The following is a 20,187-nucleotide window of genomic DNA, read 5'->3' as shown; positions in this document are numbered from 1 at the left end:
ATTTTCTACCGTTGCGCAACAAAGATTGAACGATGTCCGGGGAAACGCTCTCCTTCCTGATCGCCGACGACCATCCGATGGTGCGGGATGCACTGGCATCGGCCCTGGCACAGTCCTTCGCCGGCGCACGGTTCAACATGGCCGGCACGCTCGACCAGGCGCGGGCGGTGCTGGACCGCGAGCCTGAGCCCGATGCGGTACTGCTCGATCTCGACATGCCCGGCATGGACGGGCTGGCCGGTCTCGCGCGCCTGCGCACCGAACATCCCACCGCACCGATCGTGGTCGTGTCCGCCGCGCGCGACGCCTCGGTGGTGCAGCGTGCCTACGAGTACGGCGCCTCGGCCTATATCGACAAGTCAGCCTCGCTCGAGGAGATTGCGGGCATCGTGCGCGCCGTGCTCGACGGCGAGATCTTCGCGCCGCCGGATGCCGTGGCGGGCGACAGCTTCGCCCAGCGCGCGGCACAACTCACGCCGCAGCAATGGCGCGTGCTGGCGCTGATGGTCCAGGGCGACCAGAACAAGCGGATCGCCCACAAGCTGGGCGTCGGCGAGGCCACTGTGAAGGCGCATGTCACGGTGATCCTGCGCAAACTCGGCGTCCGCTCGCGCACCCAGGCGGTGATCGAAGCCCGCGGGCTTGCGATGCCGACCGAAACGATCAGGCAGTAAGGCGTCCGGCCGCGGCGCTACGCAGCCTCAGCAGCGCGCGCAAAGACGCCGGCTTCACCGGCTTGTGCAGCAGCTCAACCTGTTGCGCTCGCGCCCGCAGGCGCAGTGTCGGGTCACGATCGGCAGTCACGAGGGCGGCTGGCACGGTACGGCCCCAGGTCTCGCGCAGGGCAACCACGGCCTCGAGTCCGTCGGCACCCTCGTCGAGATGCAGGTCGGCCAGGACGAGGTCGGGCAACCGGCCGGCGCGCGCCACCGCGTCCAGCGCCTCGCCCGGCGTCGCCGCCGTCGCGACGTTGCAGCCCCAACCGCCGAGCAGGGCAGTCATCGCCTCGCGCACCCGAGCCTCGTTGTCGAGACAGAGCACGAAGCTCTCGGCCTCGATCGACGGCAGCGACGGCTGCACCGGCAGCGCGACGGGCGCGGTCACGACGGCCGCGACCCTCGGCACGGTGACAGAGAAGGTCGAGCCCTTGCCGGGGGCGGAGGCGAGCGCGACGGGCAGGTCGAGCATGCGCGCAATGCGGTCGACGATCGCGAGGCCGAGGCCCAGACCCCGCTCCTCGCGCTGGCCCTCGTCCTCGGGCTGAAGCCGCACGAACTCGTCGAAGATCACGGCCTGCTTGTCGGGCGCGATGCCCGGCCCATTGTCCCTCACTTCGATGCGCAACGCGCCGCCCGCGCGGCGGCAGCCCAGCAGCACCCGCGCCGTCCTTCCCTCGCTCCGACCGTAGCGCAACGCGTTCGAGAGCAGGTTCTGAAGGATGCGGCGCAGGAAGGCCGGATCGGTGTTGACGAAGGCACCCGTCGGCACAGTCGTCAGTTCGACCCCGTACCGTGTGGCTGTCGGAGCGAAGGCAGTGGCGAGCGAGTCGAACAGGGGCTGGAGCGCGAACGGCCGCTTCTCCGGCTTGAAGGCGCCGGCATCGAGCTTCGAGATGTCGAGCAGCGCGTCGAGCAGCGACTCGACGGCGCCCAGGCTCGCATCGATCTTGCCGCCGAGATCGTTGCGCGGATCACGATCGATCATCGCCGCAGTAAATAGTCGCGCGGCATGCAGCGGCTGCAGCAGGTCGTGGCTCGCCGCCGCGATGAAGCGCGTCTTGCCGAGATTTGCTGCCTCCGCCTCCGCGCGGCTGGCCTCGAGCTCGGCGGTGCGCTCGGCCACCCGCTGTTCCAGCGTCTCGGCGGCGCGGCGCAGCTGGCCGTCGCTGTCCCGCAGCGCCTCGGCGGTTCGCACGCGGGCCGTCACGTCGTTGCAGGTGGCGACGAATCCGTCCTCCGGCAGCGGATCGAGCCGCAGCTCGATCACGCGGCCGTCGCGCGTGGCGATCTCGTGCGTCTGCGGCGTCCCGGGCCGGCGCAGCAGGTCGACGACGTCGGCGGTAGCGCCGAACTCGCGCGGCGCGGCGCCGACCGCGACGGCATCGTCGTCGAGCGCCAGCAGTGAGGTGAAGCGGTCATTGAAGATCTCCAGCCTGCCCTCACGATCGAAGGCGGCGATGCCCATGCCGACATGGTCGAGCGTGTTGCGCAGGATTTCGTAGTTGTAGCGGATCGCCTCCGACGCCTCGTCGATGATGGCGCGCGCACTGCGCGTCAGCAGCCGTCCGCGCCGGACCGAGGCTGCCACGATCACGCGCGCCGAGGCAGCGCCCAGCGTGCCGGACAACATGCGCTCGGTCCGGGCGAGCGCGGTTTCCAGCGACAGCTCCCCCGACAGTGTGCGGGCCGCGCGCTCGACGCCGACGAAGCGCGCGAGGAGCTGGCGCAGCTCCTCGATGCGAGTGGCGTCGGCCGGCGCGCGGCGCGACGGCGGCCGCGGTTCGGCACCCAGCACGAAGGCATCCGCCTGCTCGCGGTCGCGGCCCACGGGGCGCACCAGCAGGGAGACGCCGACCAGCAGCGCGCTGTTGACTGCGAGGCAAGCCAGGAACCCCTGCAGCACCGGATCGAGGGCGGCCAGGGGCGCAGGCAGGTACGGCATGAACGGGGCCACCGGCCCGTCGCCCGCCCCCTGGTGCAGGGTCGGCAGCAGCAGCGCGTAGAGCCAGACGACGAAGCCGCCGGCCAGGCCTGAAACGACGCCGTAGCGATGGGCGCGCTGCCAGTAGAGGCCGAGCACGAGACCCGGCGCGAAGTTGGCGACGGCACAGAAGGAGATCAGGCCGATCGAGGCGAGCGGCAGGTATCCCGAGATGATGCGCTCGTAGGCGTAGCCGGCCATCAGGATCAGCACGACGGCGGCGCGGCGCACCAGCACAACCACCGGACCCATGTCGCGCACCACGCCGGCCTGCCGGCGCAGCAGGTACGGCATCAGCAACTCGTTGCCGATCATGCCCGACAGCGCCATGCAGGCAACGATGACCATCGAGGTTGCCGCCGACAGGCCGCCGATGAAGACGAATGCCGAGAGCCAGCTCTTGCCACCGACCAGCGGCAGCTGCAGCACGTAGAGGTCGGGGCTGATGCCCGGTCCGAGCAGCAGCAGGCCTGCCGCCGCGATCGGGATGACGAAAAGGTTGATCAGCACGAGATAGACCGGAAACAGCCAGCGCGCCGTGCGGAGGCTCGCGGGATGGTCATGCTCGACGACGGCAACGTGGAACTGACGCGGCAGGCAGAGGAAGGCCATGCCCGAGAGCAGCGACATCACCACCCAGGTGAGCGGCGAGGCCTCGCGCGTCAGGCGCTCGGCCACGGCCGGGACCTCGGCCAGGCGCCCCACCATGTCGGCCGGGCCGTCGAACAGGAACCAGACGACGAAGGGGCCGACCGCCAGCAGCGCCAACAGCTTCACCACCGATTCGAAGGCGATGGCCAGCATCATGCCGCGATGCTGCTCGGAGGCCTGCACGTTGCGCACGCCGAACAGGATGGTGAACAGCGCCATCAGCGCCGCCACGATCAGTGAGGTGTCGGCATGCACCACGCCCGGCGCCCCGCCGCTCCACGGCAAGGGCGCCGCAATGGTGCGGAACGAGGAAGACACGGCCTGGAGCTGCAGCGCGATGTAGGGCAGCACGCCCACGGTCGCGAACAAGGTGGCGATGACACCCACCGCACGGCTCTTGCCGTAGCGTGAGGCCAGGAAGTCGGCGATCGAGGTGACGTTGTGCTGCTTGGCCACCCGCACCATCTTGGCGAGGATCGGATAGCCCAGGGTCACGACCAGGACCGGGCCGGTATAGATCAGGATGAAGTCGATGCCCGAGGTCGCCGCCCGCCCGACCGCGCCGTAGAAGGTCCAGGAGGTGCAGTAGATGGCCAGCGACAGGCCATAGACCACCGGCGCCACCGAGTTCCGCGACCAGTCGCGCGCATAGCGGTCGCCGAACCAGGCCACGGCGAAGAGCAGCCCCAGATAGGCCAGCGACAGGGCCAGGACAGCCGGTTCCACCAGCATGCGTGCGCGTTTCTCCCCGCCGTCATTGAACCGCCTGGGCGGGGCCGCTACAAGCTCCGCCACACAAGGATTCGGTCACAATGGCTTCTTACCAGTACATCTACGTGATGAAGGGTCTGAACAAGACCTTTCCCGGCGGCAAGCAGGTCCTGAAGGACATCTGGCTGTCGTTCCTGCCCGGCGCCAAGATCGGCGTGCTCGGCCTCAACGGCTCGGGCAAGTCGACCCTGCTCAAGATCATGGCCGGGCGCGACGACAATTACACCGGCGAGGCCTGGGCGGCCGAGGGCGTGAAGGTCGGCCTGCTGGAGCAGGAGCCGGGCCTCGACCCCAACAAGGACGTGCTGGGCAACGTCATGGACGGCGCCGGCGACATGGCGAAGGCCCTGGCGCGCTTCGAGGAGGTGTCCAACGCCTTCTCCGATCCCGACGCCGACATGGACAAGCTGATAGCCGAGCAGGCCGAGCTGCAGGAGAAGATCGACGCCGGCAACGGCTGGGACCTGGGCCGCACTGTCGAGATCGCCATGGACGCGCTGCGCTGCCCGCCGTCGGATGCCGACGTGACCAAGCTCTCGGGCGGCGAGAAGCGCCGCGTGGCGTTGTGCCGCCTGCTGCTCTCCAAGCCCGACATGCTGCTGCTCGACGAGCCGACCAACCATCTCGACGCCGAGTCGGTGGCCTGGCTGGAGCGTCATCTCGCGGAGTTCCCCGGCACCGTCGTGGCCGTCACCCACGATCGCTACTTCCTCGACAAAGTCGCCGGGTGGATCCTCGAACTCGACCGCGGCGCCGGCATCCCGTGGGAAGGCAACTACTCGTCCTGGCTGAAGCAGAAGGACAAGCGCCTCGAGCTGGAAGAGAAGACCGCCGACGCCCGCCGCCGTACCATGCAGCGCGAGCTCGAATGGATGGGCACCAGTCCGTCGGCCCGCCGCTCCAAGAGCAAGGCCCGTATCGCTGCCTACGAGCGCATGGTCGAGGAGGACAGCCAGCAGACGCTCGACCGGGCGCAGATCGTCATCCCGGCCGGCCCGCGGCTGGGCGACCACGTAATTCGCGCCGAGGGCATTTCCAAGGGCTTCGGCGACCGGCTGCTGATCGACAATTTGTCGTTCAACCTGCCGCCGGGCGGCATCGTCGGCGTCATCGGCCCCAACGGTGCCGGCAAGACCACGCTGTTCAAGATGATCACCGGCCAGGACAAGCCCGACAGCGGCACCTTCTCGGTCGGCCCGACGGTGAAGCTGGGCTATGTCGACCAGAGTCGCGAATCGCTCGATCCCAACAAGACGGTGTGGGAGGAGCTCTCGGGCGGCCTCGACATCATCAAGCTTGGCACCAGGGAAGTGTCCAGCCGCGCCTATTGCGGCTCGTTCAACTTCAAGGGCGCCGACCAGCAGAAGAAGGTCGGCCAGCTGTCCGGCGGTGAGCGCAACCGGGTGAACCTCGCCAAGATGCTGAAGAGCGGCGCCAACGTCCTGCTGCTCGACGAGCCGACCAACGACCTCGACGTCGACACCTTGCGCGCGCTCGAAGAGGCGCTGGTCGAGTTCGCCGGCTGCGCTGTCGTGATCTCGCATGATCGCTGGTTCCTCGACCGCACCGCCACCCACATGCTGGCCTTCGAGGGCGACAGCCATGTCGAGTGGTTCGAGGGCAACTACCAGGACTACGAACTCGACAAGCACCGGCGGATGGGCACCGATGCCGACCAGCCGCACCGCATCAAGTACAAGCCGCTGGTCCGCAGCTAGGCATCGGCAGCTTTGAAGCTCCGCGCGACGTCCAGAAGGGGCGTCGCGCTCCGGCGGATGCGCGCGATCACCAGCGCGCCTTCGACTGCCGCAATCAGCTGCTGCGCCGCCGACCGTGCCTGAGCCGCCGTCGCACCGGCACGGCGGAACACCGGCGCGATGATTTCGATCCAGCGATCGATTGCGTCGGCGCCAGCCTTGGTCAGCGCCTGTGAGTGCGGTGCCGTCTCCAGCATCGTGGTCGCGATCGGGCAGCCCGACCGGAAATCCGATTCCTTCATCCAGCCCGCCATCGTCGCGCAGTAGGCCTTCGCGAAGGCCGCCGGCGTCGCGGCGCGTTCGGCATGCGCCGCCAGCATCTCGCCCATCAGCTGGCCCGCAAGCCGCACCGCCGCCTCGGCCAGCTGCTCCTTGCCGTCGGGGAAATAGTGATAGAGCGAGCCCTTGGGCGCACCGCTCTCCACGAGGATCTGCTGCAGCCCCGTCGAGGCGTAGCCCTGCTGCCGGAACAGGCGCATCGCGGTGCGCACGAGCGCGTCCTTGTGCTTGGCGGCATTGGCCATCGAACTTTCCTCGCCGTTTGACTCTATGACGATTGGTCTATATCCATCCTTGAATTATAACAATTGGTCTATATGAGGGTTTCATGCTGACGAGTGTGACTTTCGAAGACGGCGTGACTCGCATCCTGCTCGACGACGGCAAGGTCAACGCCATGTCGCTCGAGATGCTGACCGAGATCGCGACCCGGCTGGAGGAAGCCGCCTCTCACGGCGGCCCTGTCGTCGTGCAGGGCCGGCCGGGAATCTTCTCGGCAGGTTTCGACCTCAGGACCTTCGCACGCGGACCGGACGCATCGCTCGCCATGGTGCGGGCGGGCGCGGACCTCATCCTTCGCTTCCTCAAGCATCCGAGGCCGATCGTGACGGTCTGCACCGGCCACGCCTATCCGATGGGTGCCTTCCTGATGCTGGCGGCCGACGTCAGGTTTGGCGTGGCCGGCAACTGGAAGATCGGGCTGAACGAGGTCGCCATAGGACTGACGGTGCCCCACTTCGCGCTCGCCCTGGCACGTCACCGCCTGTCACCGCCGGGGCTCGCGAGAGTGTCGACGGCGACGATGTTCGAGCCTGTGTCGGCACAGCAGCACGGATACCTCGACCAGGTCTGCGAGGCGGCAGACCTTCAGCCAGCGATCGAGGCCGAACTGCAGCGACTGAAAGCGCTCGACTGGCCTTCCTACGAAGCGACCAAGAAGCGCCTCAATGATCGCATCGCCGACGAGATCACCGCAGCGATCCAAGAATACAGGCCCGGCCGCGCCGCCGCCTGATGACTGTATCGCGTTGCCGGTGCCACCGGCGACCAGCTACGATGCGCCCAATGAATCCGCTGAACGAGGTCCAGTGGGGTGCCGACTGGGCGTGGGGCATCCCGCTAATCGCCTTCACCAGTGTCCTCCATGTCTTGTGCCTGGCGCTGTTCACGGCGCGGGTGGAGTACGCGATCGACCATGTGAAGAGCCGCCGCCACTTCTCCTTCACCTTCGCCTTGGTGATGGCGTTGGCGGTCACCCTGGTGACGGCACTGCACATCGTAGAAGGCGGCATCTGGGCGCTGGCCTACCGCTTCCTCGGCGCGATCCCCGACAACCGCTCGGCCATGCTCTACTCTCTGGGCGCGCTGACCACCTACGGAGACACCAGCATCCACCTCGAGCACAGATGGAAGATGCTAGGCGCGCTCGAGGCGCTGAACGGCATGCTGCTGTTCGGCCTCACGACCGCATTCCTGTTTGCGATGATCCAGCGGGTGTGGCCGGCGGCAACACGCCTAGGCTCTGACCGCCGGCGGGATTAACCCGGGCTGAAATCCACTCACGCAGCTTCTCTCCGACACAGACAGGAAGCCCGCACCGGGAACTCTGTCCGCGCCGAGGCCAGATCCAGCCGCGCCTTGATCAGAGGCGCCTCGACCGTCTCGCCCCGCCGCGTCAGGCATTCGTGGAGGCCGTGCAGGCTCCAGACGTTCTCGGGGTGCCAGCAGGCACGGTTGGTCTTGCCGTCGAAGCCGAGGTCGGCGCGATAGACGGCCTCGGCCTCGGCGAGATGGCCCTGCTCCAGCAGCAACGCGCCGAGCGCGTGGCGGGTCGGCTGCATCCACCCCCAGGGCTCGTCGTAGGGCAGCGAATCGTCGAGTTCGACGGCGCGGCGCAGATGGGCGAAGGCAAGATCGAAGTTGCCGCGGCGGTATTCCAGCTCGCCGGTTAGCATTTCCTCGGCGATGGCCAGCAGGTCGACCATAGTGTTGTTGTGCAGGCGCCGGCTCTCGGGCACGCGCGCCTTGGCGGCCCGGAAGGCCGCGCGCGCCTGCTCGGCCTGCTCGATCTCGCCCAGTACCGAATGCGCTACGCCCTTGGCGTAGAGCGTCATCGCCGTGGTCGAGCAGTAGAGCTCGGGGTCCTTGGGCAGCTCCTGCGCGATGATCTCGCGCCACTTGCCGAAGCGCACCAGCACGTGCTGCTTCATCGAGAGATAGCCCTCGACGAAGTCGGCCATCGGCGGCGACTGGATGCGCAGCAGCTCTTCCGGCGTGGTGTCGATCAGCTCCTGCGCCGCGGTGATGGCCGGCGTGTACTGGCCGAGGAACATGGCGCCGTAGACGATGAAGTGGTGGTCGTGGCTGCGATACATCGAATAGACGTTGAGGGCGCCCTCGCGTGCGAGGTACTTGCGGTCGACCACGACGGCCTTCTGGTTGTAGACGACGACGTCCCGATAGTTGCCGCACAGTACGTCAATATGGGTCGGCATGTGCACGAGATGGCCGGAGTCCGGCACCAGGTCGCGCAGCCGGTCGCCGGCGCGCAGCGCGCGCTGCGGGAACGGTGACATCTCCATCAGGTGGACATAGAGGTGCAGCAGGCCGGGATGGTCCCAGCTCGCGGGAATGTCGCGAAAGGCACCCTCCAGCACCTCGACCGCCTCCTCCGTCCCGGCGCCCGGCGTCGGCTGGCCGGTCTTGAGGTCCCACATCTGCCAGGGCGTCTCGTTCATGATCGCCTCGGCAAAGACCGAGCGCAGGTCGAGATCGCGCGGGTGGGCCTGGAACAGCTTGCGCATCTCGACCGTGAACGCCTTGTCCCAGGTCGTCTGGTCCTCGATCGCCTCGCGCTGCGGATAGCGCGCCGGCAAGGCGCGGATCAGCGCCTGCTCGACCGGCGAGGCGCTGGGCGCGGCAGCCAGTGCACGCTGCATGGCGTCGTAGGAGGCTTCGAGCGCCCGCTTCTTGCCGGCCGGATCGTAGCGGTGCCAGGGGAGATTGTAGTTCGGCCCGGCGGCGTAGGAGATGCCCCAGTGCGCCATGGCACAGCCGGGATCGGTCTCCAGCGCCTTCTCGAAGCACTTGATCGCTTCGGCATGATTGAACCCGTAGAGCCAGTTCAGTCCGCGATCGAACCAGAGCTGCGTCTGTGGCGAAGAGGTGGTGACGGTGCGCTTGTAGGCGCCGAGATCGTAATAGTCGTCCATGGTCCATGCCCCCGCTGCGATCCGGAGACATGGTGCCGTCGGGAACGGCCCGACGGCAAGCCCGGCCGTTCCTCGCGCGGGGAACGGCTCACCGGCAAGGCGGTGCCAGCCAAAGGCCTGTGCTCGACTACGAGGAGGCCGCTGGCTGCGTCAGCCGTCCGGCCTGTTCGTCCACCGCGGCGGCAAGAGCCTCGTGTTGAGCACGAAGGGCGCGCTGTTGTCGCTCAGGCGGATCGCGCCGATGAACGGCAGATCGTAGGAAGCATGGAAATAGATCTGCGAACGCTGCACGACGCCGTAGTCCTCGTTGAGCGGCGGCAGGCCGAACAGGGCACGGAACGGACACCGGAAGGTGGCCTGCTCGCCCGGTTTCAGCTCGGCGGCAGAACCCGCCGGAAAACGCACGTCGGTCGCCTCGATGAGAGTCGGCTCGCGGCCCGAGGCGCGCACATGATCGAGCACGCAGGCAAACTTCAGGCCCTTCATCGCAAACCACGGGCTCGTATTCTCCGCCGTGAAAATCGCGTCGAAGGGCGAGCCCGCTTTCTGCTCTTCCGACGCATAGCCCGGCACCGGCCTCATCGCCCAGGCGCCGATGCCGACGCCCGCGATCACGACCAGCACGGCCAGGAAGACGATCAGGCTCTGCAGCGACTGCATGCCGCTGCGCGCCATCATGTGCAGTTCCTGCTGCAGTGTCGTGCTCGGCGGCGGCAGCGGCCCCGGGGCCCGGGGCGCCTGCTTGCGTGCCCTTGTCTTCGGGCCGGAAACGGGAGGCCTGGCGCCGGAAGATGGCGGCTTGGCGCCTGAAGAAGCGCTCTTCCGGGACTTGCTCGGGGACTTCTTCTTCTGCGCCATCGTCCAGATAAGTAGCGCCTCCGGCAACTCTCATCCATCCCGCCGCTGGTCGCAGGTGGGTCAGGCGAAGGCGGCCTCCAGGGCGCGCCGCGTCGCCCTTGCGCCCTCGCTCGCGACATCGACGGCAGGCTGGGCCCAGTGGATGGGATTGGGCGCCTCGTAGCTCACCCAGCCGCGGTAGTCCTTTGCGGCGAGGAGCTGGAACAGCTCGCTCCAGCGCACGATGCCCCGTCCCGGCGGCAGACGGTCGACCGGCGGCGCGGTATTCGGCGCCGCATCGGGCACGTCGCTGTACTGCACGTAGAAGATCTCCGAACCCGGCACCTCCTCGAAACCGCGGCCAGGACGGCCGCCGCGCTGCAGGTGATAGGCATCGAGCAGAAGCCCGACGCTCTTCTGTCCCGCCTTGGCGATCAACTCCCGCAGGATGTCGAGGCGGCTCACGATCGGATGCTGGAACTGGTACTCCAGCGCCAGTCGCAAGCCATGGCGCGCAACGATTTCACCGGCGTGACGCACGTTCGCCACGGCGTCTTCCATCGATGCCGTTCCGGGGCCGATGCCGCTCATCACCGTCGCACAATCGAGCGTGACCGCCCTCTCGCACGCCTCCACCAGGGAAGCAAACAGCCGCTCGCGATCCTCCTTCGCCGCGAAGGCCCAACCGTATTCGCAGCCAACGGCACTGACGGACAATCCGTTCGCGCGCACGCGGCCGAGCACCGCCGTGTTCGAGAGCCCGCCCTCCCCGGCGCGCTTGAAGTCGACGCGGCGCAGTTCGACCGCATCGAAACCGCCGGCCTTCGCGGCGGCGAGCGCTTCCTCGAACGGCGTCGTGTCCACGGTCCAGAGATGGAGCGCGAGACCGCGGAATCTGTGACGCATGATTTGGAATCCCCCCAACCGATTATGAACGGTCGGGTGGGACTCTCAAGGCACCGGCGCCGAGGCGCTTGCTAGATGCGGTGATCCATGTCGAGTGCCGGCTCCGGGACGTCGACGCAGCCGATGATGCGGGCCGGGACACCGGCGGCGGTGCAGCCGGCCGGCACAGGATCGAGCACGACGCTGCCGGCCGCGATCTTGGCGCAGGCGCCGATCTCGATGTTGCCCAGCACCTTGGCGCCGGCGCCCAACAGCACGCCGCGGCGCACCTTGGGGTGACGGTCGCCGCGCTCCTTGCCGGTGCCGCCCAGGGTGACGCCGTGCAGCATCGAGACGCCATCCTCGACGACGGCGGTCTCGCCGATCACCACACCAGTACCGTGGTCGATGAAGATGCTCTTCCCGATCACCGCGGCGGGATGGATGTCGAGGCCGAACAGGGCACTCGACCGGCTTTGCAGGAAGTGGGCGAGCGTGCGCCTTCCCTGCGTCCACAGCCAGTGCGATGCGCGGTAGGTCTGTAGCGCGTGATAGCCCTTGAACCAGAGCAGCGGATCGAGATGCGAGGTGCAGGCCGGGTCGCGGTCCGCGACCGCCACGATGTCGGCGCGCGCCGCGAGGCCGATGGCAGGATCGGCCGCAAGCGCCTCGTCGAAGGTCTGGCGGATCAGCGCGGCGGGCACCTCGGTCGTGCCGACAAGCCGCGCGAGATGATAGCTGAGCGCGCTTTCGAAGCGGGGTTGACTGAGGATCGTGGCATGAAGGGTTCCGGCCAGCACGGGCTCGGCGGCCGCGGCCGACTGGGCGGCTTCGCGGATTCGATCCCACACCGGGTCGACCGACCTCAAAATCTCGGCCGGGTTCTTCGCAAACGCGCTGTCCATGGCGCTCTCCTCCGCTCCGCTCTCGTCCCCTGCGACGCCCGCGGGAGCGATCGACGCGCCTCCCTTGGAAAAAGACTACGCCGACCGGCCTACCGGTGCAATTCGCCGCCTCAGCGCGCGGCCCGGGCTTCCAGCTCGCTGACCAGCGGCTCGATCTGGCCGCCCTTGGATTGGATGTAGGAACTGAAATCCGCACGTCTAGTCATGACCATGCTCACACCCTCGACCCTCACGTCGATGATGCGGTCGTTACGGATTTCCCATTCGATCTTGATGGGCTGTCCGCTCGTCTGGTTCAGGCGGCTGTCGACCATCGTCAGCCCGTTGGCGCCCGGCGTCACTTTGCCGATGGTCAGGGTCTGTCCACCATACTGACCGAAGCGCTCGCTGTAGGCCTTGGCCTCGGCGGTGGCGACGGCCTTGAGGAAGCGCGCGCGCTCCTGCTCGGTCGCCTGGTTCCAGTACCGGCCCAGCGCCGAACGTCCCATGGCGGGCATGTCGAATCTGGTCTGGAGCACGCCCAGGATCGCCGCCTGACGCTCGGCACCGGTCTTCGTCTTGATGATCTCGATGACCTGCTGCGCCGTATTCTGCACGAGCTGCGCGGGATCCGCGGCAAAGGCAGGGTGCACCACGGGAAGGGCGGCGCAAATCGCGACAGTGGCGGCCAGTTGCAACACGACACGACGGGAAGCGAACTTCGACACCGTGGACTCCTATGGTGAAATTTCGGGGGTGAGCGTTCTAGCCCGGGCGCCCGGCCAACGCACCCTCCGCCGGGCGCGTTGCTTTAACGGACCAGTGCCAGGTTGTCGCGACGCTCCAGTTCGGCTCGGGCATTGGTCTTCTCGCGCTTCTCGCGGATCTGGTCGGCGCGGTTCTGGGTGTAGGCCGAACGCAGCGCCGCGTAGTAGTCGACGCTGTTCTTCTCGAGATCGTCGAGCGCGAAAATGGTGCGGGACCGGTAGTCGACGGCGTTCATGCCGTAACGGGCGATCTGGTAGTAGTCCCAGTTGACGGAGAGATTGAAGGTCAGGATGCGGAACGGATCGACCAGATAGTCCATCATCAGGCCGGTGCCGTCGCGCGCATTGGAGGGGCCATAGGCCGGCAGCATGAGATAGAAGCCGCCATTCTCCGGCTCGACGCCGGCCCACAGGCCGATCGTCTTGCCGAAATCCTCCTTGGTGCGCTCGAGGCCCAGGCTCGTCGCAACGTCGAAGATGCCGGCGACGCCGATGGTCGAATTCACGAGGAAGCGCGCCATCGTCGTCGCGGCGCGGTTCGGATCGCCCTGGAAGACCTCGTTAATGGCAGTCACCGGCTCGCCGAGATTGTCGAGGACGTTGCGCACCCCGGTCTGGGCCCGCTCCGGCACGAGGTCGCGGTACATGACTGCCAGAGGGCGGAAGGCCATGACATCGACGGCGCGGTTGATCGAGAAGATGAAGCGGTTGGGAGTCTCCAGCGGATCCCATACCTCGGCGGCCCCGGTATCGCCGGACGCGCAGCCACCGAGCACGGTCCCCGCAAGGGCGACCGCGACAACCGAGCGGCGAATGCTGGCAGCAATGGCTCTCGTCACACCGATCATCAACGCCGACCCCGGATCATCCCGCTGGCCCGGGACGCCGGGCCAAAAAGCGTGACGCGACGTTCACCCGTCGCATCAAGTCTAAGTGTTGCACACCCGCGCTGTAGATTGAAGTGAATCCCCGGTCAGAGCACTCGCGGGCCACAGTTACTTTGTTTCTAATTGTTCCGGAGGTCGTCGGGTCCTGGCGAGAACCCATTGCATACATAAAGATATGCTTATATTGTTCTTTTCATGGAACACCTCCTCACCCTGCTGCGGGCCGCCGCCGAGGATACCAGGCTGCGGATTCTCGCCTTGGCGGCACGCGAGGACCTGACGGTCAGCGACTACGTGAACGTGCTGGGGCAGAGCCAGCCCCGCGTGTCCCGGCACCTGAAACTGCTGGTCGAGGCGGGCCTGCTGGAGCGTTTCCGCGAAGCCCAGTTCACCCGGTTCCGCCTGACCAATGGCGGCGAGGACGCCGCCCTGGTGCGCGAATTCGTGCGCCGGCTCGACCCCAAGCACCCCCGGATCGCGACCGACCGCGCCCGGCTGGACGCCGTCCAGCAGCGCCGCCAGACCGCGGCTGCGCGCTTCTTTCGCGACAATGCCCAGCGCTGGGACGAACTGCGCGCCCTGCACGTCGCCGACCGCGAGATCGAACGGGCACTCAGCCATCACCTGCCGATCGGCGCGCGCCGGCTGCTCGACGTCGGCACCGGCACGGGCCGCCTGCTCGAAGTGCTGGCGCCCAAGGTTGAGCAGGCGATCGGGGTCGACCAGAGTCGCGAGATGCTGGCGCTGGCCCGCGCCAACCTGGCTCGCGCCGGCATCGACAATGCCGACATCCGCCAGGGCGACATGTATGCCCTGCCCTTCGAGTCCGACAGTTTCGACGTCGTCACGATCCACCATGTGCTGCACTACGCCGACGATCCGGCCGCGGCGCTGGCCGAGGCGGCGCGCGTCGTGAAGCCTGGCGGCTCGGTACTGGTGGTCGACTTCTCGCCGCACGACCTGGTCGAGCTGAAGCGTGAACATGCCCACGTCCATCTGGGCTTCGCCGACAACCAGGTGCAGGGCTGGCTTCGCAGCGCCGGCCTCACGCCGCTCGAACCGATCCACTTTCCCGGCCGCCGCCTCATGACGGGCATCTGGCGCGGCGAACGCGAGCTGCCGGCTCGCGCCACCCCGCGGCCTGCGGCCATTTCCGCCCATGGAGAATCATGATGAGCCCCGATACCGGTCCGATCGGCAATCCCCTAAGCTCCACTGGCAGCACGACCGCGACCGAATTCCCGGCCCGCGCGCCGCAGCGGCTCGCCGTGTCCTTCGAGTTCTCGCCGCCCCGGACCGATGCTGCCGAGCAGACACTCTGGGAGACTGTGAAGCGCCTGACGCCGCTCCATCCGTCGTTCTTCTCGGTGACCTACGGCGCCGGCGGCTCGACCCGCCAGCGCACGCATGACACGGTCGCGCGCCTCAAGAGCGAGACCGGCATCGATGCCGCCGCGCACCTGACCTGCGTCGCCGCCACCCAGGGCGAAATCGACGATATCGCGCGCGCCTATTGGGATGCCGGCATCCGTCATATCGTGGCGCTGCGCGGCGACCCGCCGGGCGGCATGGGCGGCCAGTACACGCCGCATCCCGGCGGCTACGCCAATGCAGCGGCGCTCGTCACCGGCCTGAAGAAGATCGGCGACTTCCAGATCAGCGTCGCCGGCTATCCCGAAAAGCACCCCTCCTCGGCCAACGAGAAGGCCGACCTCGAGAACCTGAAGGCCAAGGTGGATGCCGGCGCCGACCGCTGCATCACCCAGTTCTTCTTCGAGGCCGAGGATTTCCTGCGCTTCCGCGACCGCGCCGCCGCGATGGGCATCAACGTGCCGATCGTGCCGGGCATCATGCCGGTGTCGAATTTCGCCGCCGTCAATCGCATCGCCGGCCTCTGCGGCTCCAAGGTGCCGCAATGGTTCGCCAGCATGTTCGACGGGCTCGACGACGATCTCGAGACGCGCCGCATGATCGCCGCAACGGTGGCCGGCGACCTCTGCCGCCGCCTGCGCGACGAGGGCGTCGAGCAGTTCCATTTCTACACGCTGAACCGGGCCGATCTCACCTTCGCGATCTGCCACCTGCTGGGAGTGCGTCCCAAGTGACCAGTCAATCGATGACCCGCGAGCAAAAGGCCGAGCAGCTCCGCGAGATCGGCGCCGAGCGCATCCTGATCAAGGACGGGCCCTACGGCTCGATGATCCAGAGCTACAGGCTCGATGAGGAAGGCTTCCGCGCCGGCCGCTCGTTCAACCACGACCAGAAGGGCAACAACGACCTCCTGAACCTGACGCGTCCCGACGTGGTGGGCGAGATCTGCAACGCCTATCTCGACGCCGGCGCCGACATCGTGGCGACCAACACGTTCAACTCCAACGCCATCAGCCTGTCCGACTACGGCATCGCCGGCATGGCGCGCGAGATCAACATCGCCGCGGCCAAGCTGACGCGCGCCTGCGCCGATGCCGCCACAGCGCGCGATCCCGCCAAACCGCGCTTCGTCGCGGGCGCCCTGGGGCCGACCAACAAGACGCTCTCGGTCTCGCCGAACGTCAACGATCCCGGCTACCGCGCCGTCACCTTCGACGAGGTGAAGGACATGTACCGCGAGCAGATCGACGGGCTGCTGGATGGCGGCGTCGACTTCATCCTGGTCGAGACGGTGTTCGATACGCTGAACGCCAAGGCCGCCCTCGTGGCCGTCGACGAGGCGGGCGAGGCGCGGGGCGAGATCATCCCCGTGATGGTCTCGATGACGCTCACCGACCTGGCCGGCCGCAACCTCTCGGGCCAGACAGTCGAGGCCTTCTGGCATTCGGTGCGGCACGCCAAGCCGATCACCATGGGCCTGAACTGCAGTTTCGGCGCGACCGAGCTCCGTCCCTACGTTCAGACGCTCAACCCGCAAGTCGACAGCATGCTGTGCATCTATCCCAATGCCGGCCTGCCGAACGAGCTGGGCGCCTACGACGAACCGCCGGAAATGACCGGCAAGCTGGTCAAGGGCTGGGCCGAGAACGGCTGGATCAACGTGGTCGGCGGCTGCTGCGGCACGACGCCCGCCCACATCAAGGCGATCGCCGAGGCGGTCAAGGGCATCAAGCCGCGCACCTGGCATGTCCTGCCGCCGGCATTGCGTCTTTCCGGCATGGAAGCAGCGAGTTTCTTCTGATGAGCATTGAATCGAACACGGGCGAGAGCAAGCCCGAGAGCCGCGCCACCTTCATCAACATCGGCGAGCGCACCAACGTCACCGGCTCGGCCCGCTTCAAGAAGCTGATCCTCGAGGGCGACTATGCCGCCGCGATCGAGGTCGCCCGCCAGCAGGTCGAGAGCGGCGCGCAGATCATCGACGTCAACATGGACGAGGGCCTGCTCGACGCCGAGCGGGCGATGGACACGTATCTCAAGCTGATCGCGTCCGAGCCCGACATCGCGCGCGTGCCGATCATGATCGACAGCTCCAAGTGGAGCGTGATCGAGGCTGGCCTGAAGTGCGTCGCCGGCAAGCCGATCGTGAATTCGATCTCCATGAAGGAGGGCATCGAGCCCTTCATCGCGCAGGCCCGCAAGGTCCGCCGCTACGGCGCCGCGGTCGTGGTCATGGCCTTCGACGAGAAGGGCCAGGCCGACACCAAGGAGCGCAAGGTCGAGATCTGCGCCCGCGCCTACGACATCCTGGTGAACCAGGTCGGCTTCCCGGCCGAGGACATCATCTTCGACCCGAACATCTTCGCGGTGGCGACCGGCATCGAGGAGCACAACAATTACGGCGTCGACTTCATCGAGGCGACGCGCGAGATCAAGAAGCGCTGCCCCGGCGCCAAGATTTCCGGCGGTGTCTCCAACCTCTCCTTCGCCTTCCGCGGCAACGAGCCGGTGCGCAAGGCGATGCACTCGGTGTTCCTCTACCACGCCATCCAGGCGGGCATGGACATGGGCATCGTCAATGCCGGTCAGCTCGAGGTCTACGACCAGATCCCGCAGGAACTCCGCGACGCCTGTGAGGACGTGATCCTCAACCGCAATCCCAACGCCACCGAGCGGCTGCTCGAACTGGCGCCCAAGTACAAGGGCACCGGCGAGGTCGCCGAGACGCAGGATGCCGAGTGGCGCAGCTGGCCAGTCGAGAAGCGGCTGGAGCACGCGCTGGTCAAGGGCATGGACCAGTTCGTCGTCGCCGACACCGAGGAGGCGCGACTGCAGATCGCGCGGCCGATCGAGGTGATCGAGGGCCCGCTGATGGCCGGCATGAACGTGGTCGGCGACCTGTTCGGCGCCGGCAAGATGTTCCTGCCGCAAGTCGTGAAGAGCGCCCGCGTCATGAAGAAGGCGGTGGCGCATCTGCTGCCCTACATCGAGGCGCAGAAGACGGAAGGCTCGCGGCCCAAGGGCAAGATCGTCATGGCAACGGTCAAGGGCGACGTCCACGACATCGGCAAGAACATCGTAGGTGTGGTCCTGCAGTGCAACAACTTCGAGGTCATCGATCTCGGCGTGATGGTACCGTTCCAGGACATCCTGAAGAGCGCCAACGATAACAAGGCCGACATCATCGGCCTCTCCGGCCTGATCACGCCCTCGCTCGACGAGATGGTGACGGTGGCCGAGGAGATGACGCGCCGGGGCATGAACCTGCCGCTGCTGATCGGCGGCGCCACCACCTCCAAGGTCCACACCGCCCTTCGCATTGCGCCGCGCTACAAGGGCACGACGGTGCACGTCCTCGACGCCTCGCGCGCCGTCGGCGTCTGCTCGGCGCTGGTATCGGAGTCGGGCTCGCAGGCCGAGGATTTCGCCAGCAAGGTCGCGGCCGAATACGAGGCGATCCGGGTCGAACGCGCGGGCGGTTCCAAGGAGAAGGTCGTGCCGCTCGAAGCGGCGCGCGCCAACGAGTTCAAGATCGACTGGTCGGCCTACACGGCGCCCAAGCCGGCGCTCACGGGAACGCGTGTGTTTGCCGAGTATCCGCTGCACGAGCTGGTCGAGCGCATCGACTGGACGCCGTTCTTCCGCGCCTGGGAGCTGGCCGGCAACTATCCGGAGATTCTCGAGGATCCCGTGGTCGGCGAGAGCGCAAGGAAGCTCTATGCCGATGCGCGCAAGATGCTCGAGCGGATCGTGCGCGAGAAGTGGCTGACCGCCAAGGGCGTGGTCGGCTTCTGGCCGTGCCGACGCGAAGGCGACGACGTGGTGATCTACAGCGACGAGACCCGCACCAAGGAGATCTCACGCCTCTACTTCCTGCGCCAGCAGATCGAGAAGCGGGCGCCGCGGGCCAACATGTGCCTGGCCGATTTCATCTCGCCCGAGGCCGACTGGATCGGCGGCTTCGCCGTTACCGCCGGCCATGGCATCGAGGAGCATCTCGCCCGCTTCAAGGCCGACCATGACGACTATTCGGACATCCTGCTGAAGGCGCTGGCCGACCGTCTGGCCGAGGCCTTCGCCGAGCGGCTGCACGAGCGCGTGCGCAAGACCCTGTGGGGCTATGCGCCCGAGGAGGCGCTCTCCAACGAGGAGCTGGTGCGCGAGAAGTATCGTGGCATCCGCCCCGCGCCGGGCTATCCGGCCTGCCCCGACCATAGCCAGAAGCCCGAACTGTTCCGGCTGTTGAACGCCGGCCAGAATGCCGGCATCCAGCTCACCGAGAGCTTCGCCATGGTCCCGACATCGGCCGTCTCGGGCTACTACTTCGCTCATCCCGATGCGCAGTACTTCGGCGTCGCCCGCATCGGCAAGGACCAGGTCGAGGACTATGCCGCGCGGCGTGGCGTCTCGATCGAACAGGCGGAGAGGTGGTTGCGGCCGAACATCGGCTACTGAGCCGATGCTGAGCTACGCCCTCGTCCTGTTCGTCGGCCTGGTCGCCGGAACGGTCAGCGGCGTGGTGGGCACCGGCGCGACGGTCATCCTCTTGCCGGTGCTGGTCATGGTCTTCGGGCCGCGCGAGGCCGTGCCGATCATGTCGGTCGTCGCGCTGATGTCGAACTTCGCCAAGATCACCGCCTGGTGGCGTTTCATCGACTGGCGCGCTTCCGCGGCCTATGCGGCCGGCGGCATCCCCGCGGCGGCGCTGGGCGCGCGAACCTTGCTGGCGTTGCCCGAGAACACGGTCGAGACGGCGCTGGGCTTCTTCTTTCTCGCAATGATTCCCGGCCGTCGCTGGCTTGTCCGGCGCCATGTCGCGCTGGGCTATGGCGGCATGTTCGCGGCCGGGATCGTCATCGGCTTTCTGACCGGCATCGTGGTCTCGACCGGCCCGCTCAGCGTGCCGGCCTTCGCCGCCCACGGTCTGGTGAAAGGCGCCTTCATCGCGACGGAAGCGGCGGGCTCGCTCGCGCTCTACATCAGCAAGGCCGTCACCTTCCAGGCGTTTGGCGCACTGCCGACCGACATCGCGATCAAGGGACTGATCACCGGCTCCTCGGTGATGGGCGGCACCTATCTCGCGCGCCTGATCGTCGAACGATTGAGCGTCACCGCCTTCCAGCACCTGCTGGACATCGTCATGGCTGTGTCGGGTCTGGCTCTACTTTGGCAGGCGCTGAGGTAGA

General features: G+C 67.3%; 15 protein-coding genes and 1 pseudogene. 8 read left to right on the top strand and 8 right to left on the bottom strand.

What is annotated here, in order from left to right; all coding sequences use genetic code 11:
- Nucleotides 1–32: 32 nt before the first annotated feature.
- Nucleotides 33–674, top strand: coding sequence for a response regulator transcription factor (locus tag Q0Q48_RS10445; protein ID WP_295137167.1), 642 nt, complete (start codon nt 33–35; stop codon nt 672–674).
- On the opposite strand, the gene Q0Q48_RS10440 is transcribed toward Q0Q48_RS10445, so the two are convergent.
- Nucleotides 664–4,083, bottom strand: coding sequence for an ATP-binding protein (locus Q0Q48_RS10440; RefSeq protein ID WP_295137165.1), 3,420 nt, complete (start codon nt 4,081–4,083; stop codon nt 664–666). The genes Q0Q48_RS10445 and Q0Q48_RS10440 overlap by 11 nt on opposite strands.
- Before the next feature lie 80 nt (nt 4,084–4,163).
- Between Q0Q48_RS10440 and ettA the strand changes: the two genes are divergently transcribed.
- Nucleotides 4,164–5,840, top strand: coding sequence for an energy-dependent translational throttle protein EttA (gene ettA, locus Q0Q48_RS10435; protein WP_295137163.1), 1,677 nt, complete (start codon nt 4,164–4,166; stop codon nt 5,838–5,840).
- Here the strand turns inward: ettA and Q0Q48_RS10430 are convergent.
- Nucleotides 5,837–6,403, bottom strand: coding sequence for a TetR/AcrR family transcriptional regulator (locus tag Q0Q48_RS10430; RefSeq protein WP_295137162.1), 567 nt, complete (start codon nt 6,401–6,403; stop codon nt 5,837–5,839). The genes ettA and Q0Q48_RS10430 overlap by 4 nt on opposite strands.
- An 83-nt stretch (nt 6,404–6,486) precedes the next feature.
- On the opposite strand from Q0Q48_RS10430, the gene Q0Q48_RS10425 reads away from it, so the two are divergent.
- Together Q0Q48_RS10425 and Q0Q48_RS10420 are read left to right on the top strand one after the other, a co-directional pair.
- Complete coding sequence (locus Q0Q48_RS10425) at nt 6,487–7,173, top strand: crotonase/enoyl-CoA hydratase family protein (protein WP_295137161.1); 687 nt, start codon at nt 6,487–6,489, stop codon at nt 7,171–7,173.
- 50 nt (nt 7,174–7,223) lie between these two features.
- Nucleotides 7,224–7,700 (top strand): hypothetical protein, encoded by a 477-nt coding sequence (locus Q0Q48_RS10420; RefSeq protein ID WP_295137159.1) that lies wholly within the window; start codon nt 7,224–7,226, stop codon nt 7,698–7,700.
- A gap of 17 nt (nt 7,701–7,717) precedes the next feature.
- Here Q0Q48_RS10420 and Q0Q48_RS10415 read toward each other — a convergent pair whose 3' ends face one another.
- The 6 genes from Q0Q48_RS10415 to Q0Q48_RS10390 all read right to left on the bottom strand — a co-directional run bounded on the left by Q0Q48_RS10415 (nt 7,718) and on the right by Q0Q48_RS10390 (nt 13,582).
- Nucleotides 7,718–9,370 (bottom strand): tetratricopeptide repeat protein, encoded by a 1,653-nt coding sequence (locus Q0Q48_RS10415; protein ID WP_295137158.1) that lies wholly within the window; start codon nt 9,368–9,370, stop codon nt 7,718–7,720.
- Between the two features lie 150 nt (nt 9,371–9,520).
- On the bottom strand, nt 9,521–10,048 hold the full coding sequence (locus Q0Q48_RS10410) for a hypothetical protein (protein WP_295137157.1): 528 nt from the start codon (nt 10,046–10,048) through the stop codon (nt 9,521–9,523).
- Between the two features lie 240 nt (nt 10,049–10,288).
- Nucleotides 10,289–11,113, bottom strand: coding sequence for a sugar phosphate isomerase/epimerase family protein (locus Q0Q48_RS10405; RefSeq protein WP_295137155.1), 825 nt, complete (start codon nt 11,111–11,113; stop codon nt 10,289–10,291).
- A gap of 71 nt (nt 11,114–11,184) precedes the next feature.
- Nucleotides 11,185–11,997 carry a serine O-acetyltransferase gene (cysE, locus tag Q0Q48_RS10400; RefSeq protein WP_295137153.1) on the bottom strand — a complete coding sequence of 271 codons (813 nt, stop codon included), beginning with the start codon at nt 11,995–11,997 and terminating at the stop codon, nt 11,185–11,187.
- Nucleotides 11,998–12,107: 110 nt separating this feature from the next.
- Nucleotides 12,108–12,704 carry a phospholipid-binding protein MlaC gene (locus tag Q0Q48_RS10395; protein WP_295137151.1) on the bottom strand — a complete coding sequence of 199 codons (597 nt, stop codon included), beginning with the start codon at nt 12,702–12,704 and terminating at the stop codon, nt 12,108–12,110.
- A gap of 83 nt (nt 12,705–12,787) precedes the next feature.
- Nucleotides 12,788–13,582 carry a VacJ family lipoprotein gene (locus Q0Q48_RS10390; RefSeq protein WP_295137149.1) on the bottom strand — a complete coding sequence of 265 codons (795 nt, stop codon included), beginning with the start codon at nt 13,580–13,582 and terminating at the stop codon, nt 12,788–12,790.
- A gap of 243 nt (nt 13,583–13,825) precedes the next feature.
- Here Q0Q48_RS10390 and Q0Q48_RS10385 point away from each other — a divergent pair, with 243 nt between their 5' ends.
- From Q0Q48_RS10385 to Q0Q48_RS10370, 4 genes and pseudogenes are all read left to right on the top strand, one after another.
- Nucleotides 13,826–14,803 (top strand): metalloregulator ArsR/SmtB family transcription factor, encoded by a 978-nt coding sequence (locus Q0Q48_RS10385; protein WP_295137147.1) that lies wholly within the window; start codon nt 13,826–13,828, stop codon nt 14,801–14,803.
- Complete coding sequence (metF, locus tag Q0Q48_RS10380; RefSeq protein WP_295137145.1) at nt 14,803–15,735, top strand: methylenetetrahydrofolate reductase [NAD(P)H]; 933 nt, start codon at nt 14,803–14,805, stop codon at nt 15,733–15,735. The genes Q0Q48_RS10385 and metF overlap by 1 nt, the downstream gene beginning before the upstream one ends.
- Nucleotides 15,736–15,746: 11 nt before the next feature.
- Nucleotides 15,747–19,456, top strand: a pseudogene (metH, locus tag Q0Q48_RS10375) (methionine synthase).
- A 7-nt stretch (nt 19,457–19,463) separates the two neighbouring features.
- Nucleotides 19,464–20,186: a sulfite exporter TauE/SafE family protein gene (locus Q0Q48_RS10370; protein WP_295137621.1), complete on the top strand. Its 723-nt coding sequence runs from the start codon at nt 19,464–19,466 to the stop codon at nt 20,184–20,186.
- Nucleotide 20,187 lies beyond the last annotated feature (1 nt).

It is taken from the genome of uncultured Reyranella sp. (genome assembly GCF_945957355.1).
Lineage (GTDB): Bacteria > Pseudomonadota > Alphaproteobacteria > Reyranellales > Reyranellaceae > Reyranella.
This window is presented reverse-complemented; position numbering and strand designations above follow the sequence as displayed.